Annotated in this window: 15 protein-coding genes; 7 read left to right on the top strand and 8 right to left on the bottom strand. The window is 41.2% G+C overall.

Annotation, left to right across the window (positions count from 1 at the left end):
- Positions 1–306: 306 nt before the first annotated feature.
- The 3 genes from F6K52_RS20085 to F6K52_RS20075 form a co-directional block, all read right to left on the bottom strand.
- Positions 307–1,170 carry an SWIM zinc finger family protein gene (locus F6K52_RS20085; RefSeq protein ID WP_293081518.1) on the bottom strand — a complete coding sequence of 288 codons (864 nt, stop codon included), beginning with the start codon at positions 1,168–1,170 and terminating at the stop codon, positions 307–309.
- The gene (locus F6K52_RS20080) at positions 1,170–1,292 is read right to left on the bottom strand and encodes a hypothetical protein (protein ID WP_293081515.1); all 123 of its coding nucleotides are present in this window, start codon (positions 1,290–1,292) and stop codon (positions 1,170–1,172) included. Before F6K52_RS20080 ends, F6K52_RS20085 begins: the two co-directional genes overlap by 1 nt.
- A 148-nt stretch (positions 1,293–1,440) precedes the next feature.
- Positions 1,441–2,022: a Gmad2 immunoglobulin-like domain-containing protein gene (locus tag F6K52_RS20075; protein ID WP_293081513.1), complete on the bottom strand. Its 582-nt coding sequence runs from the start codon at positions 2,020–2,022 to the stop codon at positions 1,441–1,443.
- Between the two features lie 461 nt (positions 2,023–2,483).
- On the opposite strand from F6K52_RS20075, the gene F6K52_RS20070 reads away from it, so the two are divergent.
- From F6K52_RS20070 to F6K52_RS20050, 5 genes are all read left to right on the top strand, one after another.
- Positions 2,484–2,717, top strand: coding sequence for a type II toxin-antitoxin system Phd/YefM family antitoxin (locus F6K52_RS20070; protein ID WP_293081510.1), 234 nt, complete (start codon positions 2,484–2,486; stop codon positions 2,715–2,717).
- Positions 2,718–2,877: 160 nt separating this feature from the next.
- Positions 2,878–3,099, top strand: a complete 222-nt coding sequence (locus F6K52_RS20065) for a hypothetical protein (RefSeq protein ID WP_293081508.1) — start codon at positions 2,878–2,880, stop codon at positions 3,097–3,099.
- Positions 3,087–3,497 (top strand): type II toxin-antitoxin system VapC family toxin, encoded by a 411-nt coding sequence (locus F6K52_RS20060; protein WP_293081505.1) that lies wholly within the window; start codon positions 3,087–3,089, stop codon positions 3,495–3,497. The genes F6K52_RS20065 and F6K52_RS20060 overlap by 13 nt, the downstream gene beginning before the upstream one ends.
- A gap of 110 nt (positions 3,498–3,607) precedes the next feature.
- Positions 3,608–3,835, top strand: a complete 228-nt coding sequence (locus F6K52_RS20055; protein WP_293081502.1) for a hypothetical protein — start codon at positions 3,608–3,610, stop codon at positions 3,833–3,835.
- Entirely contained in the window at positions 3,832–4,251 is a 420-nt protein-coding gene (locus tag F6K52_RS20050; protein WP_293081499.1) for a type II toxin-antitoxin system VapC family toxin, read from the top strand. Before F6K52_RS20055 ends, F6K52_RS20050 begins: the two co-directional genes overlap by 4 nt.
- A 107-nt stretch (positions 4,252–4,358) precedes the next feature.
- On the opposite strand, the gene F6K52_RS20045 is transcribed toward F6K52_RS20050, so the two are convergent.
- The 3 genes from F6K52_RS20045 to F6K52_RS20035 form a co-directional block, all read right to left on the bottom strand.
- Positions 4,359–4,808, bottom strand: a complete 450-nt coding sequence (locus F6K52_RS20045; RefSeq protein WP_293081496.1) for a DUF29 domain-containing protein — start codon at positions 4,806–4,808, stop codon at positions 4,359–4,361.
- 93 nt (positions 4,809–4,901) lie between these two features.
- Positions 4,902–5,279 (bottom strand): DUF5615 family PIN-like protein, encoded by a 378-nt coding sequence (locus tag F6K52_RS20040; RefSeq protein WP_293081493.1) that lies wholly within the window; start codon positions 5,277–5,279, stop codon positions 4,902–4,904.
- On the bottom strand, positions 5,254–5,607 hold the full coding sequence (locus F6K52_RS20035; RefSeq protein WP_293081490.1) for a DUF433 domain-containing protein: 354 nt from the start codon (positions 5,605–5,607) through the stop codon (positions 5,254–5,256). Before F6K52_RS20035 ends, F6K52_RS20040 begins: the two co-directional genes overlap by 26 nt.
- A 1,487-nt stretch (positions 5,608–7,094) precedes the next feature.
- On the opposite strand from F6K52_RS20035, the gene F6K52_RS20030 reads away from it, so the two are divergent.
- Together F6K52_RS20030 and F6K52_RS20025 are read left to right on the top strand one after the other, a co-directional pair.
- Positions 7,095–8,627 carry a P-loop NTPase fold protein gene (locus tag F6K52_RS20030; protein ID WP_293081487.1) on the top strand — a complete coding sequence of 511 codons (1,533 nt, stop codon included), beginning with the start codon at positions 7,095–7,097 and terminating at the stop codon, positions 8,625–8,627.
- A gap of 91 nt (positions 8,628–8,718) precedes the next feature.
- On the top strand, positions 8,719–10,188 hold the full coding sequence (locus F6K52_RS20025) for a tetratricopeptide repeat protein (protein WP_293081484.1): 1,470 nt from the start codon (positions 8,719–8,721) through the stop codon (positions 10,186–10,188).
- A 59-nt stretch (positions 10,189–10,247) separates the two neighbouring features.
- On the opposite strand, the gene F6K52_RS20020 is transcribed toward F6K52_RS20025, so the two are convergent.
- The gene (locus tag F6K52_RS20020; RefSeq protein WP_293081481.1) at positions 10,248–13,517 is read right to left on the bottom strand and encodes a DEAD/DEAH box helicase; all 3,270 of its coding nucleotides are present in this window, start codon (positions 13,515–13,517) and stop codon (positions 10,248–10,250) included.
- 78 nt (positions 13,518–13,595) lie between these two features.
- Complete coding sequence (locus tag F6K52_RS20015; RefSeq protein WP_293081478.1) at positions 13,596–13,721, bottom strand: hypothetical protein; 126 nt, start codon at positions 13,719–13,721, stop codon at positions 13,596–13,598.
- Between the last annotated feature and the right edge of the window lie 417 nt (positions 13,722–14,138).

Genomic DNA, 14,138 nt, shown 5'->3' with positions numbered 1-14,138 from the left:
TTCCAGATTCTGACGTTAGAAGAGTTTTATGAACCAAAATTTCCTAAGATTCTGGGTTATATGTATAAGGGTGTGGCTCAGAAGTCTTGTTAGCATTAAGCGGTCAGCCCTCAGCGGTCAGTGGTCAGCCCTCAGCTGAGGTAACTCAGCATTATTCCAATGCTTATCTGTTTTATTAAAAACCTGTTCGCGCAGCGTGCGCTAATCGCTGTTCGCTGATAGCTGTTCGCGAAGCGTGCGCGTAGCGCTTTAGCTGATAGCTTAAATAGGCACATTACTTCCAACAGAAAATAAATTATTAGCCTATTAACTATCTCGATTTAATGCTGAGATTACCGCCTGCTGGCTGACTATCTGATAAATTCCTTTGAGATACTGCATGACACGAGGGTCAGCTCCTCCTAGAGGAATTGTTCCTAAGACATCGAGGACGGTTCCACTATCTGTTGGTGGTGCAATTACCACCAGGGAAGAATCGAGGGGCTGATCGTATTGCCAAAATTGCTGAATATTGACTGAGGTTTCAGGATCGCCGATTCCTGATTCCCCCTCTTCCCTGTTTTGATCAGGGTTTTGATCAGCAGACGTGAGATTTGGGATTGAGGATGGCTGCTCTGTGGCGGAAGTTTCCCCTGTTTGACCACTCCGTAATTTACGCAAGGCATCAAGGATTTGTTCTTTGGTGCTTCCCCGCAACTGGAACAAAACAAAGGGGTCTTCACTGAAGCGATCGCCTAATTCATAGTATACTGCTGCGATATGCTTACAAGGATTTTTGGGATCGGGGCAATTGCATCGGGAACGAACGTCGGAGAGGGTGAAGGGAAATAAACTTAAACCATTGGAAGTAAATACTTCTTCGATATTATGGGGCATTTCTCCTGCTAATAACTGAGCTGAGTAAATTGCTTTACTTGCCAGGGTTTGCACCACATAATTCCAGTCTTCCTCAGTAAAGGGTTCGATGGAAATGGTTAATTCATAGGGCTCCGGAGCAGTTCCTTGAACTTTGGCCACTACTTGTGGTCCTAGGAAGTCAATACTGAGAATGTTGCCTTCTTTGGCATAGATACGTCCCCGCTCCAAACGCTTTTTGAAGCGATAGGAATTGAGTAAATCATTCCAACGTTCTACCCACCATTCTTGGGTTTCGATTTCGTAGTTTGTCATTATTGTAAAGGGAATAGGGAACAGGGAATAGGGAGTAGGGAGTAGGGAGTAGGGAACAGGGAACAGGGAACAGGGAACAGGGAACAGGGAACAGGGAACAGGGAACAGGGAGTAGGGAACAAATGCTTATATTATCACTCTAGCTGTTTCTAGTCTAATGAGAACCCCTGTTGGTGGGCAAACTGTTCCCTTTTACCTGCTCCCTAAAACCTAAAACCTAAAACCTAAAACCTAAAACCATGTACCTCACTAAATTAAAAAATGCTAGAACTAAAACTTGGAGACTGGAACTCGTAACACTAATCCTGGATAGATCTGATGAGAACGGTTAATCTGGTGTCGGTTGGCTTCTAATATCCGACGAGACAATCTGCCGTCACCATAAACTTGTTGGGCGATGCTGAAGAGGGTGTCTCCGGGGATAACAGTGTATTGATAGAAACCAAAGTACCGAAGTAGCAAGGCGTTGCCGAAAACAATGGGCACGATTACTTGATTGCTTTTACTGCCGTTTGCTGCTGAGATACTGAAAATTTCAAGGGTACCTTGGGGGGTTGTTGGTACGATTTTCAATGGCAATCCTACGGAGAAGTTAGCAAGGATGCCATTACCGCCAACAGTTAGGAAATGCCGGAATAACTTGGTACCATTATTGTCCCGGACACGGAGGTGAATGATGTTTTCAAAGCCCGTAGCAATGCCGCAGACACGGATGGGATTGTCAACAATGTCGTGGGGTAGGGGCTGACGAACGGAAATGCTAGGTAGACTGTTTATTGGCTCAGGGGTGCTTGTGTAAATCTGTGAGCTTTGGTGGCTAATCTTGCTATTGGTGTTAATTGTCTGAATCATGACCAGCTCCTGTAGGTTAGTGTATCCGGCGAGAAGCCTCATGATTTTACCGAGGCTTAGTTTGCATTATGGACAATGGCATCAAGCTTCAACAGTACCCAATCAGGGTACTTTTTTTGTGAGTAAGGATTTATAGCAATTCTACGAGTTGTGAGGTACACAATGTCTGGATTTTAGGGAACAGGGAACAGGGAACAGGGAAGACATAAGAAGGAATAGGGATGCCCTGCATTACAACAGGGAATCAACGTCAAAGAATACTGTACCTGATGAGTCCTATAAACGCTATAGTGGTCAGCGGTCAACCTATTTTATAGCGGTTTGCGACTTTATTGAGTACATATTTATGGTTGTTTATGGAACAGGGAAGATAAAAAAAATCCTGTGTACCTGATAGCTATTAAAAACGCTGTAAATGTGATATAATTATAATCTGAATTAAGTCCGTCAGTAGTATCTAAATGAAAACAATTTCCAAAAGTATACTAAAAAGCCAACTGCTGGAGTTTTTGGAGCTTGTCGAGTCAGAAGGGGAAGAAATTGTAGTCACTGATCAAGGCAAACCAGTGGTGAGAATTTCTAAATATGCCAGCAATTTACCTTCAACAGAACAGTTATTTGGACAAATGCGCGGTAAAGTACAGTATTTTGAGGATTTAACAACTCCTACGACAGAAGAATGGGGAGAAGTGTGAAAATTGTTATCGATACAGCAGACAGAGAAATCAGAAATTTTTACTCAGATGTGATTTGGTAGTACTAACTTGATGGGGTGACAATCACTATTATTAGCGTAAACATAGAGAAATGCGTTATATTCTAATCCAACATTAGCTTTTAAACCAGGATAGAGCAATGCTTCAAAGCTATGAAGCCATTATCGAAAATGGTCAAATTCAATGGTTAACAGATGCACCAAAAGTTTCCAAAGCTCGTGTAATTGTGACGATTCTTTCCGATAGTGAACCAAACGTATTGCGCCGGACTCCCTCAGCTGCTATTGCTGGTAAAGGTAGAACGTTGGGAGATTTGGTCACTTCTATCCTTGAGGAAGAGGATTGGGAATGTCTGAAGTAATCGTTCTTGATACCCACATTTGGATATGGTTTATTAATCAAGAGTTCGAGCGATTTCCAGCCCACTGGCGAGATGCGATCGAAATTTCTGAGGTAGTCGGTGTTTCACCTGTATCTTGCTATGAAGTTGCTCTAGCACAACAACGAGGAAGACTGCAATTACCCTGCACAACGGAAAGCTGGCTTCAAGAGGCTTTGGAGCCATCTGGCATTACATTGTTTCCGATAACTGCACAAATTGCTTACAAAGCGGTCAACTTATCTCCAGTCCATAAAGACCCATTTGACCGTTTGATCATCGCTACAACACTTGTTTATAAGGCTAAACTAGCCAGTATAGATGGCTTATTTTCTCAGTATTCGGAACTTGATACATATTTGATGAAGAAAACGCCCTGATTGACTGACAAAACTCTAGCAAAGGGAACAGGGAATAAATCCTGTATACCTCATTAGGCTAGAAACCGCTATATACTAAAAAAAGTAGAAACTTTCACAAAGTGATCGGTATGCCCACCTTAGATCTAACAGTTGAGCAAGTAATTATGTTAGTACAGCAATTACCTTTAGAGGGAAAGAAAGCTGTATTTAAGGTACTCCAGAAGGAATTAATTAATCAAGAAAATCCTTGGATAAAATTAGCGGGAAAATATCAAGACGATCCACAATTTGAGGAAATGTTAGCTTACATTGAAGCTGACCGACAAGAATTGAATGATCAAGAGGAAGCTAAGTGAGTTTGTGGATTCTTGATACTGATCATTTGTCGCTTTTGCAGCGAGGACATCTGGGTATCCGTAAACAAATTACTACAAGAAAATCCCAGGAAATAGCAATTACCATTATTTCAGCTGAAGAGCAAATTAGAGGAAGGCTCAGTATTATTAGACGTGCAAACTCCCCTAATCAACTTGTTTTAGCCTACCGACGCTTGAAGGAGTTATTGGATGATATCGCAACCATAAATGTGCTTGAGTTCACTCCGGAAGCTTCCCTAATTTATAATGATTTAGTCCGCCAAAAAATCCGGATTGGAACTAGAGATTTAAGAATTGCAGCAATTGCTCTTGCGGTTAAAGGAACTGTAGTAACCCGTAATCAAAGAGATTTTAATAACGTTCCCGGTTTAAAAGTGGAAGATTGGACCTTATAAGGCTAATCAATGTCTGAGAAAAAACGCCGTATTTTTAATAAGGCTAAATAATAAAATTTCCACACTACTGCCGATTCCCTTTTTTTACAAATATGAGATGCACCCTATTAATTAGGAAACCAATGCTTATCCAGTAACTGCTCAAACGAATAAGGACATTGTTCAGGTAGAGCAGTAAGCTGAGTTTTTTTCTGGACAATCAATAAAGCATTTTGGTAGATTTTGGGTAATTTATCCCCTAAGTAATTGCGGAGATTAGTGGTAAGTTTATCCTCTAGTTGCACCCGAAAGGTAATAATTTCTCCTGCCCAGTGATTCCGATTTCGCTCCATCTCGGATTCCCAATATTGGTACAGCATTAGATGAATAATTATCTGCAACAGTAAACTTTTAACAGCATTTCTTTCACTGCGTCCCAATGCTTCTAGTTCCTCGATTAAGTTTTCATAATCTAACCCTTCTAATTGACGATTTTTCAGGAGCCTAACTGTTTCAGTTAACCACTGATCGTATTCGGTTTCATAAAGTTCTTTTAAGTCAGGTATTTGAGATTTCATATATATAGCATTTTTTATTTGGGTAAGGTTTTTAGGGAGTAGGGAGTAGGGAGTAGGGAGCAGGGAGTAGGGAATAGTAGTCGTTTTTATGAGCTATTTATAAATGCTATAACTGTGTGGAAGATAAATAATTTGGTCTTGATATTCGCTTTCAAAAGATGCCTCAGCTAGAAAAACCAACTCATCAATATTTTCTCCCATACTTAACTTGGTGTTGAGAATAAAGATTCCTGGTATGTGATTCCCTTCTGCAATATAATCAGCTAAGTGGGTCGGCATAGATTTACGATTATTTGTTACCAGCACAAAACCATGCTCATCACACCATTTCAGAATTTGGGGGTCTAAAGTTCCTCTTGCAGGAGTATTCGGTTCACCAACAACCCACATCACCAAATCAGGAGAATTCCGGGTCAATTGGATTTTGTAAGCAGGATTGACATTTTCATCCAATAGATATTTGAGAGTCATCAGCTTTTTTCATTACTTTTTGTTCTGCTCTCAACTTCCGCAATCGCAGCGCAGAGGTGGAGGGGTTAAGTTGCTGTGCTTTCAGTTGCTGGTGACTCCACTCTAGCCAGTCAGCAATATATTGGCTCACCATTTCTTTATTGTGTAGATAATAAAGAATAGTAGCATAAACTTGTTCTAGATTTAGGGATGGATAGGTTTCGGCAATTTCTTCGGGAGTGCGGGCACGATGGATATAATCATAGAGAATAGTTTCTATTCCTATTCTTGTGCCTTTTATCCGAATATCGTCCACACTGAGGAAGTCAAAATAGTCTTCTAGTTGCATTTATTTTATAACAAAGGGAACAGGGAGTAGGGAGCAGGCAAGAGGCAAGAGGCAAGAGGCAAGAGGCAAGAGGCAAGAGGCAAAAAATCCTGTGTACCTCTTAGTTATGGAAAACGCTGTCTTAGTTGATTAGCTCCTTATAATTATAGCAATTATACGACTTGTGAGGTAAAAAATTCTGGTTTTTAGGGAGCAGGGAGCAGGGAGCAGGGAGCAGGGAAGAGTAACCCACCCCTAACCCCTCCCAGGAGGGGTTAGGAAGAGGGGAGAGGGAAAAAATAATGTGTACCTCATGAGTCCTAGAAACGCTATAAGTAAAAAAAAAATGTCCTAAACTAGACTTGATTGGCTCTCATAATTTATCAAAATTTTAATGCCTAAATCCCTATAAAAATATTTGTAAATAAATGTAAATATTTTAATTAATTCTTGCATTTTTGCTAGTACTTATCTATACTATAGATATTGAGACTAAGACTAATAACCGCGCTGGTTCAAACCATTAACCGAGGCCAGCGCGGTTTTCCTCCCACCTAAATAGGAGTTACTTCCATCATGGCAAAAATATCACAATTATCAATACAGCATTGCTGATTATGGGTATGGTTTCGCCCCCCTAGCCCCCCAATTTTGGGGGGAACAAAACTCTCTAAGTCCCCCAGAATTGATGCTGTTGGCGAAATATTTCGTGAACATTCCTTGAAGCCCCATCAGCCCTCACCCCCAGCCCCTCTCCCAACCTTGGGAGAGGGGAGCAGATTACGGCAGAATAAGGGTTTCACGAATTCGCCAGCAGCATCAGAATTGGGGGATTTAGGGGGCTTTAATAAAACCAGATGACTGCGCATTCATTCCTTAATTCAGCAACGCCTGCAATTCACTCTTACCTGCTCCCTGCTCCCTAAAAACCCTATACTTTTGACTTGCGCGTAGGGCTATAAGGCTCAAGGGTTAACAATACACCAGACCAGGTAATCACTTGTGACACACCAGTACCCATTTATTCCCAACGAGTACTAATTTCTCACACAGCAGTACTCGTTTCTTGTAAACCAGTACTGCTGTGTAACAAAGGGGTACCCATATATAACAAACGAGTACTAGTTTCTCATTAACTAGTACTCTTTTCTTGTAGGTCAGTACTGCTGTGTAACAAAGGGGTACCGGTTTCTTCCTAAGGAGTACTAGTTTCTCATTAACTACTACTTGTTGCTAATGAACTAGCCAGTCAGCAAAGCTTGTAGGGTGGGCAAAAACCCTTTGGTTTTTTTTTAAAACTCTAGATACTATCATTTTGCCCACCCTACGCAACTTCTTTTAGGGTGGGCAAAAAGCCTTTGGTTCTTTTAACAACCCTAGATAATATTATTTTGCCCACCCTACGAACTGTTCCCTAAAAACCTCACCTGATTAAAAACAGCAATATATTTTTTATAATAGGATCATTACCAGCCAGCCATAGGGCAATTGCCATCGGGGGCATCTCATTGTTACGGTTTTATCCAGTGGTTCGTTATTTTATTAACTTGTGTAACGTTGCCAAAAGTGTCCCTACTCCCTACTCCCTACTCCCTACTCCCTACTCCCTGCTCCCTACTCCCTGCTCCCTGCTCCCTAAAAAAAATCCTTTATACACATCACCCCCCATGAGCTTAATCAAAAAAATCTACAATCAATTTCAACCATTTTATGTCTTACCAGCCAACGATCCAATTTATGTAAACTGTAGTGCAGTCAGGGGCGATGACAATATTTTCAGAGAAATTGGTAAAAATATCCTCTTTTCAAACCAAGCGACTTGTCAACTTTATACTGGACATCGGGGTGTAGGGAAGTCAACGGAGTTATTGCGTCTGGAAGATTATTTGCAGAAGGATGGCTGCTTTGTGGTTTATTTTCCCGCAACGGAAGGAGATATTGATGAAATCGATGCTCAATATACAGATATCCTGTTAGCTTGTACTCGTAATATTTTAGAGAAACTTAAAGAGTATGCTGCTCCTAATCCGTTATTAAATTGGTTAGAGTCTCGGTGGACTGAATTAAAGGATTTGGCGTTATCGGAGGTGGAATTTGAAAAATTAACGGTTGAAGCTCAAATTCAGGTTTTTAGTAAATTGACTACAACCTTAAGACGCAATCCTAGTAGCCGTGAAACCATTAGAAAACAAGTTGATACTTATAGTGATAATTTAATTACAGCGTTAAATGAATTTATTAAAGATGCTCAACATAAATTACCTGAGGAAAAATCCAACATTGTTGTGATCGCAGATAACTTAGATAGAATAATACCCCTGGAAAAAGGGAATGACAGAACAAGTCACGAAGAAATATTTATTGATTATAGCGGTAAATTAAAAGCGTTGAATTGTCACGTAGTTTATACAGTGCCAATTTCCTTAGCCTATTCCCGTCAAGCTACTGAGTTAAGAGATCTTTATGGTACTCCTCAAGTGTTACCAATGATTATGGTAAAGAACCGTGACAACAAACCCTATTCACAAGGATTAGATAAATTAAAAGAAGTTATTGAAAAAAGGATTCACTTAGTTGACGCTACAATTGATATTGATACACAAATCTTTGATAGTAAAGACACTCGCATTGAGTTGTGTTCTATGACTGGTGGTCATGTCCGAGAGTTGATGCTATTAATGCAGTCGGTAATGCGTTATATTGATGATTTCCCGATTACTACAAAAATAGTGAGGCGGGCGGTTAGTGATGCCAGAGATAGCACCTATCGTAATGCGGTTAGTTCTGAAGAATGGCAAAAATTAGCCGAAGTTTCTGTTTCCAAGTCTATCCCTAATGATGAAGACTATCGTAGTTTGCTATTCCGTCGTTGTGTGTTGGAATATCGAGAGTTTAATGCAGAAGATAATCCTGTAAGTTGGTATGATGTTCACCCTTTAATTGAAGGGACATCTGAGTTTAAATCTGCTCTTCGTGATTTAACTAATAGTGAGCATTCAGCAGTCAGCGGTCAGCCGTCAGTTGTTCATAACTCCGATTAAACGAATGCTTACTGGTTTTATTCAAAAGTCCTGAGCTTCTTAATAGCCTAGCTGATAGCTGATAGCTGATAGCTGACAACTAATAAATAAAATGCTTACATCCAATTCAACAAAATTTAAATCAGATGAACAAGAATCGTATCTGAGGTTAAAACGCGATTTATCTTGGCGTGAAGGCTTTGGGATTTTATTTGTGCGGTGTACTCCTGTACAAGAAAAAATAATTATTGAAGAAATTAAACAAGATATTAATGATAAAACGGTTGAGGTTTTAACGTTAGACCATGCTATTTATAATTTATATGATTTGATTGAGGAAAAGGTTAACGACAATCCCATTGATATTTTATTTGTTAGTGGCCTTGAAAAGTCTTTAGCGTTAGACGATTATATTAAACGTACCCTTGAAAATCCTAAAAAAGCGTATCAAAGAGAGGCTTTAGGCAGCTTATTAGGTCATCTCAATTGGCAACGGGAAAGATTTAGAGATGATTTTAATTGCTGCTTAGTGTTTACCGTTAGAAAATATACGTTAAGGTATTTAGTCCGTCGTGCTCCTGATTTTTTTGATTGGCGCTCTGGAGTAATCGAGTTTCCTGTAGATAGAGATATTGATTTGCTTGAATATTATACTCCCTTTCAAGGTGATATTGAGCAGCAAACGCCACAGGAGATATCTCAAGATATATTTTATAGGAGTGACGAGTATTATGATTTGTTGAAAAAGCTACTCTTACTAGAGTATGAAAATGATGGCGATTTAGAAGCTATTCATGATGTTCTTGAATCTAATGCTGATCAATTAAATAGCTCTTTTGCAAAAATTTTAGAACAGTGGCTCCTTAAGACTTGTGCTGACCTAAAACCTGAAGAAAAAGAAGCAATTGCTGGAATAGTAGAAAGTCTTTGTATTGATATTGCTGAATATAATTTAGAAAAAGCTGAATATAATTTAGAAAAAACTGTCAATAATTTAGAAATAGCCATTATTGGATTAGAAACTGTTTTACAATTACGTCTCCGGGAAACTCTATCCCAAGAATGGGCGCGAACTCTACATACTCTTGGTATTGTTTATAGAAATCGTATTGTTGGCGACAACGCTGAGAATTTAGAAAAAGCGATCGCTTGTTACCAACAGGCTCTTATAGTCAGAACCTTTGAGGCATTTCCTATTGATTGGGCAGATACAAACTATCATCTCGGTGTTGCTTACTTTAAGCGAATCAAAGGTGATAAAGCACAAAACCTAGAACAGGCGATCGCTTGTTACCAACAGGCTCTTAGAGTCAGAACCTTTGAGGCATTTCCCAAACAATGGGCAATGACACAAACTAATCTCGGTATTGCTTACAGTAACCGAATCAAAGGTAAGAAAGCACGGAATATTGAACTTGCGATCGCTTGTTACCAAGAAGCTCTGAAATTTTATACCTTTGAGGCATTTTTTACACCTTGGGTCATAGTCAACGGATGGAAGTTTGAATTAAAAATTACATACATAATATTAATAATAGCATCAAAACTTAAGAAGCTTTTAGGCTGGGAAAAAACCAGTTGATTCTTTTAACAAGACTAGATCATAGAATTTTGCCCACCCTACTCCTTACTCCCTACTCCCTAATCATCAATAACCGCACTCCGGTCAAGCAAAACCAAATCGCGCAATTGTTCTGTATTCATTTCCGTCAACCAATCTTCTCCAGCATCTACAGTTTGTTCCGCTAACTGTTTCTTACTTTCAATAATGTCATTAATCTTTTCTTCCACAGTGCCAGTACAGATAAACTTATGGACTTGAACATTGCGTTTTTGACCAATCCGAAAGACGCGGTCAGTGGCTTGATTTTCCACCGCTGGATTCCACCAGCGGTCTACATGAAACACATGATTAGCTCTCGTTAAATTCAATCCAGTGCCACCAGCTTTCAGAGACAGAATAAATATGGATGGACCATCGGGGTCATTCTGGAAGCGATCAATCATTTCCTCCCGTTGTTTCTTACGAGTTGCGCCATAGAGGAATAAAACTTCCTTACCAAATTTGTGCTCTAAATAGGGTTTCAGCAATTTACCCCATTCCGAAAATTGGGTAAAAATTAAGCCACGGTCTCCCTCAGAAATCGCTTCTTCTAACATTTCTTCCAACCGTCGTAACTTACCCGACTGCTGGCTAGACATTAACGAATTATTTCCTGTTTTCCCCTTAGTCTTTTTCCCCTTACTGTCCAACAGAGCGGGATGATTACACAGTTGCTTGAGTCTCAACAACAAGGTCAAAATCATGCCCTTGCGCTTAATCCCCTCAGCTTCTTCAATTTGTGCTAACGAATCATCCACCAACTGTTGATAAACCGTGGCTTGGGCTGCGGAAAGACCACAAAAAACATTCATTTCCTGCTTTTCGGGCAAATCTTGAATAATAGACTTATCGGTTTTGAGGCGACGGAGGATAAAGGGTTGCACTAGCGATCGCATGGTCTGCAAGGAATCCCGGTCGCCAAACTTCTCAATGGGTACCGCAAATCGACGTTGGAAGAATTGGCGATCGCCTAAATACCCAGGATTAAGAAAATCGATAATTGACCACAATTCCGACAACCGATTTTCTACGGGAGTACCGGTTAAGGCAATCCGAAAGCTAGTGGAAAGTTGCTTGACTGCTTGGGATTGCTTAGCGCTAGGATTCTTAATATTCTGAGCCTCATCCAGCACCACCCCCTGCCATTCCACCCCATCCAGGGTAGTGGCATCCCGATGTACTAAGGAATAACTGGTAATGATCACCTGCTTAGTCTTAACTGCCTTAGCAAACGCTTTCCCTTTGGAGCGTTTATCCCCGTGATGGACAATAGTTTTCAGGGATGGCGCAAATTTCTTTACTTCCCGTTCCCAGTTTCCTAGCACAGAGGTCGGACATACCACCAAGCAGGGTCCATTGAGGGTCCCTTCTTCCTGAAGATGCAACAGAAACGCAATCAGTTGTGCGGTCTTACCAAGGCCCATATCATCCGCCAGACAAGCGCCCAAACCCCAACGTTCCAGAAAGGCCAGCCAGCCCATCCCTCTCGCTTGATAGGGTCGCAATTGCCCCTGAAAACTAGCTGGTTGAGGAATCGGCTCCAGGGATTGATTCCCCTGTAAATTAGTAATTAACTCTTGCAACGCTCCCGATGCTTCAAACTTCACTACCGGTAGTTTTGCCAAGGTATTATTATCACCAGTAGTGATCCGCAAAGCATCCTCTACCGACAGAGTCATGTTATCTGTCGAACCCTTAAACATCTCTTGAGCTGCACGGACATCGGACGGTTGTAACGCCATCCATTCCCCATCCACCTCCACTAGGGGAGATTTCAGTGCCATCAAGCGATTAAACTCCCGCTTCGAGATGGTTTTATCTCCAATCGCCAGTTGCCACTTAAACTTCAGTAAGCTTTGGAGTCCTAACCGTTGATTCTTCTTTTGTGGTGGCACTTCCGCCACAAGACTAATCCCCAAGCGTTTGGCTCCCGTGCCTGGTTTCAATCCTGGGGGTAGCACAATACCCAAGCCATTGTTTTGCAACCGCCATGCACTAGCCCTAATGAACTCATACACATCTACTATGGTTAGCTCACAAAACTCAGGACGGGGTTGGTGTAGGCTAGGTTCAATGGGAGGATAGAGTCGAGTCGCTAATCCTAACCCTTTTAGGAACGTTTCCTGAGGTTGTTCAATGCTTCGCTGGTTAATCTCCAATCGCTCTCCGGAGTAATTCCAGATCGTCTCAGCATCCACCACCAGGTCTGGGTCATCAACCGCTTGTAAGCCATAGGCCAAGCTCCAATTCTCTTGGTCAGAGGTAGGAGGCTTCAGGATAAAACAGGTGCGAAACAGATTTTGCCTCAACCTCTTGGACGTCGGTGTCACTAAATTCTGTTGCACCGGAGTGTTCCAAGTCGAGAGTGCTGCCGCTAATCGACCGAGGGTTGTTGACTCTAGCCCTAGGGTTTCTAAATTATCTGAATTAGAAGACAAATTAGAAGAAAGCGATCGCAACCATTCCACCATCGGTGAATCTACTACTGGCACCGACTCACCCTTGACAAAATGCCGCACCTGTGTATTAACCACACTACTCAAGAATCCCAGTAGCAATTCCTGAGCCTTAACCAAATCGGTTGCAGGTTGAAGGGTCAACTCTGGAGAACTAACCTGTTGTGGATAAGCACAGCAAGCCGAGGGCATGAACTTGATATACGTTTCTAGACGGACTTGATCGGTAGTACTATCAAGCAGAGGTTGCCAGCAAGCCCTTACCTTACCATCAGGCAATCGGTACACTCCTGGTAAAAACTTACCCCGACTCAGGAGATCCAAGCTCCAGCGCATCACCTGAGACCAAAAACGCAACTCCCCTCCCAGGTAAGCGTCTGAGCCTTCAAAAGAGCCAAGGGGTAAAGCTTGCAGAAATCTTACTGCTGCCATCGGTTCCAGACTTACCCCTTGCACTTGCCATGGTTGCAATTCCCACTGGCTACCCTCTGCACTATCTTGTGAACTATCTAAAAACACTTTGCTAGACAGCACTGGATAACCTGGCTCACCTTTGGATGATGCTTCAGTAGGTAAGAGAACAATTTGAGACTGCCAGGGATGGTGATGCGGTTGAGCTGCACGCTTACGACTACCTGAACGAGCCTTTTCAGACACCTCTAAAAATTGACCAATGGACAGACGATGAGACTCTAAAAAAGACGTCAATTCTTCCTCAGTCATGGCAAACGGGTGACATGACATCTCATTGGCAGTTGTTGATATCTGCGCCTTCGTACGCCAGGTTTCTCCCCAAATAAATAGATGACCATTAGTTTCCCCAGATATCCAACTGCCATGTAACGTTGCCATAATAAGTAAGTTTTGTGTCTTTTTCTGTTATCTAGTCCAGGTTTTGTCGATCAAATTTGCTGAATTTATCCCTTAGGATTAACAGCTATAGCAAGTCTTATACCCATTAGGTAAAAATCTCTGGGTTTTAGGGAGCAGGGAGCAGGGAGCAGGGAGCAGGGAGTAGGGAGTAGGGAGCAGGGAGCAGGGAGTAGAAATTATCATAATTATTTTATAATACTATATTAATTTAATTCAAAAAAATTACTATTGTTTTTAGCTTATTAAGCGAGATTGTATCTAGCTATTTTACCGATTTAATAAAATTTATTATATTCTATGAATAACTGCATATATACGACTTTTATTTATGTTTTTAAAACCGGTTTAATCTTAATTAAACTCTATGGCTATTAGTTAGATAATTCAGGAGTATTTAAAGTATAAAAAAACGATGAAGTAACTCCAAAAAAAAACTGGCCACTTTCAAAAAGAAAGCAACCCTAGGGAGTGTTTTCTTGCCTCGGAGATCCCCCATTATCCCCCGAGCTAGCAATCCCTCGCTCGGGGGACTTTGAGTATGGCTCCCCCCTTAATAAGGGGGGCTGGGGGGGATCATAATCTTGCGGAAAACTTTGAAAA

It is taken from the genome of Moorena sp. SIO3H5, from assembly GCF_010692395.1.
In the GTDB taxonomy this organism is placed as follows: Bacteria; Cyanobacteriota; Cyanobacteriia; order Cyanobacteriales; family Coleofasciculaceae; genus Moorena.
This window is presented reverse-complemented; position numbering and strand designations above follow the sequence as displayed.

What these genes read in the sequence shown, in the direction of transcription:
- F6K52_RS20085 (WP_293081518.1), bottom strand. Translation starts at nt 1,170, where the DNA reads ATGACAAACTACGAAATCGAAACCCAAGAATGGTGGGTAGAACGTTGG.
- F6K52_RS20075 (WP_293081513.1), bottom strand. Translation starts at nt 2,022, where the DNA reads ATGATTCAGACAATTAACACCAATAGCAAGATTAGCCACCAAAGCTCA.
- F6K52_RS20070 (WP_293081510.1), top strand. Translation starts at nt 2,484, where the DNA reads ATGAAAACAATTTCCAAAAGTATACTAAAAAGCCAACTGCTGGAGTTT.
- F6K52_RS20065 (WP_293081508.1), top strand. Translation starts at nt 2,878, where the DNA reads ATGCTTCAAAGCTATGAAGCCATTATCGAAAATGGTCAAATTCAATGG.
- F6K52_RS20060 (WP_293081505.1), top strand. Translation starts at nt 3,087, where the DNA reads ATGTCTGAAGTAATCGTTCTTGATACCCACATTTGGATATGGTTTATT.
- F6K52_RS20055 (WP_293081502.1), top strand. Translation starts at nt 3,608, where the DNA reads ATGCCCACCTTAGATCTAACAGTTGAGCAAGTAATTATGTTAGTACAG.
- F6K52_RS20045 (WP_293081496.1), bottom strand. Translation starts at nt 4,808, where the DNA reads ATGAAATCTCAAATACCTGACTTAAAAGAACTTTATGAAACCGAATAC.
- F6K52_RS20040 (WP_293081493.1), bottom strand. Translation starts at nt 5,279, where the DNA reads ATGACTCTCAAATATCTATTGGATGAAAATGTCAATCCTGCTTACAAA.
- F6K52_RS20035 (WP_293081490.1), bottom strand. Translation starts at nt 5,607, where the DNA reads ATGCAACTAGAAGACTATTTTGACTTCCTCAGTGTGGACGATATTCGG.
- F6K52_RS20025 (WP_293081484.1), top strand. Translation starts at nt 8,719, where the DNA reads ATGCTTACATCCAATTCAACAAAATTTAAATCAGATGAACAAGAATCG.
- F6K52_RS20020 (WP_293081481.1), bottom strand. Translation starts at nt 13,517, where the DNA reads ATGGCAACGTTACATGGCAGTTGGATATCTGGGGAAACTAATGGTCAT.
- F6K52_RS20015 (WP_293081478.1), bottom strand. Translation starts at nt 13,721, where the DNA reads ATGATAATTTCTACTCCCTGCTCCCTGCTCCCTACTCCCTACTCCCTG.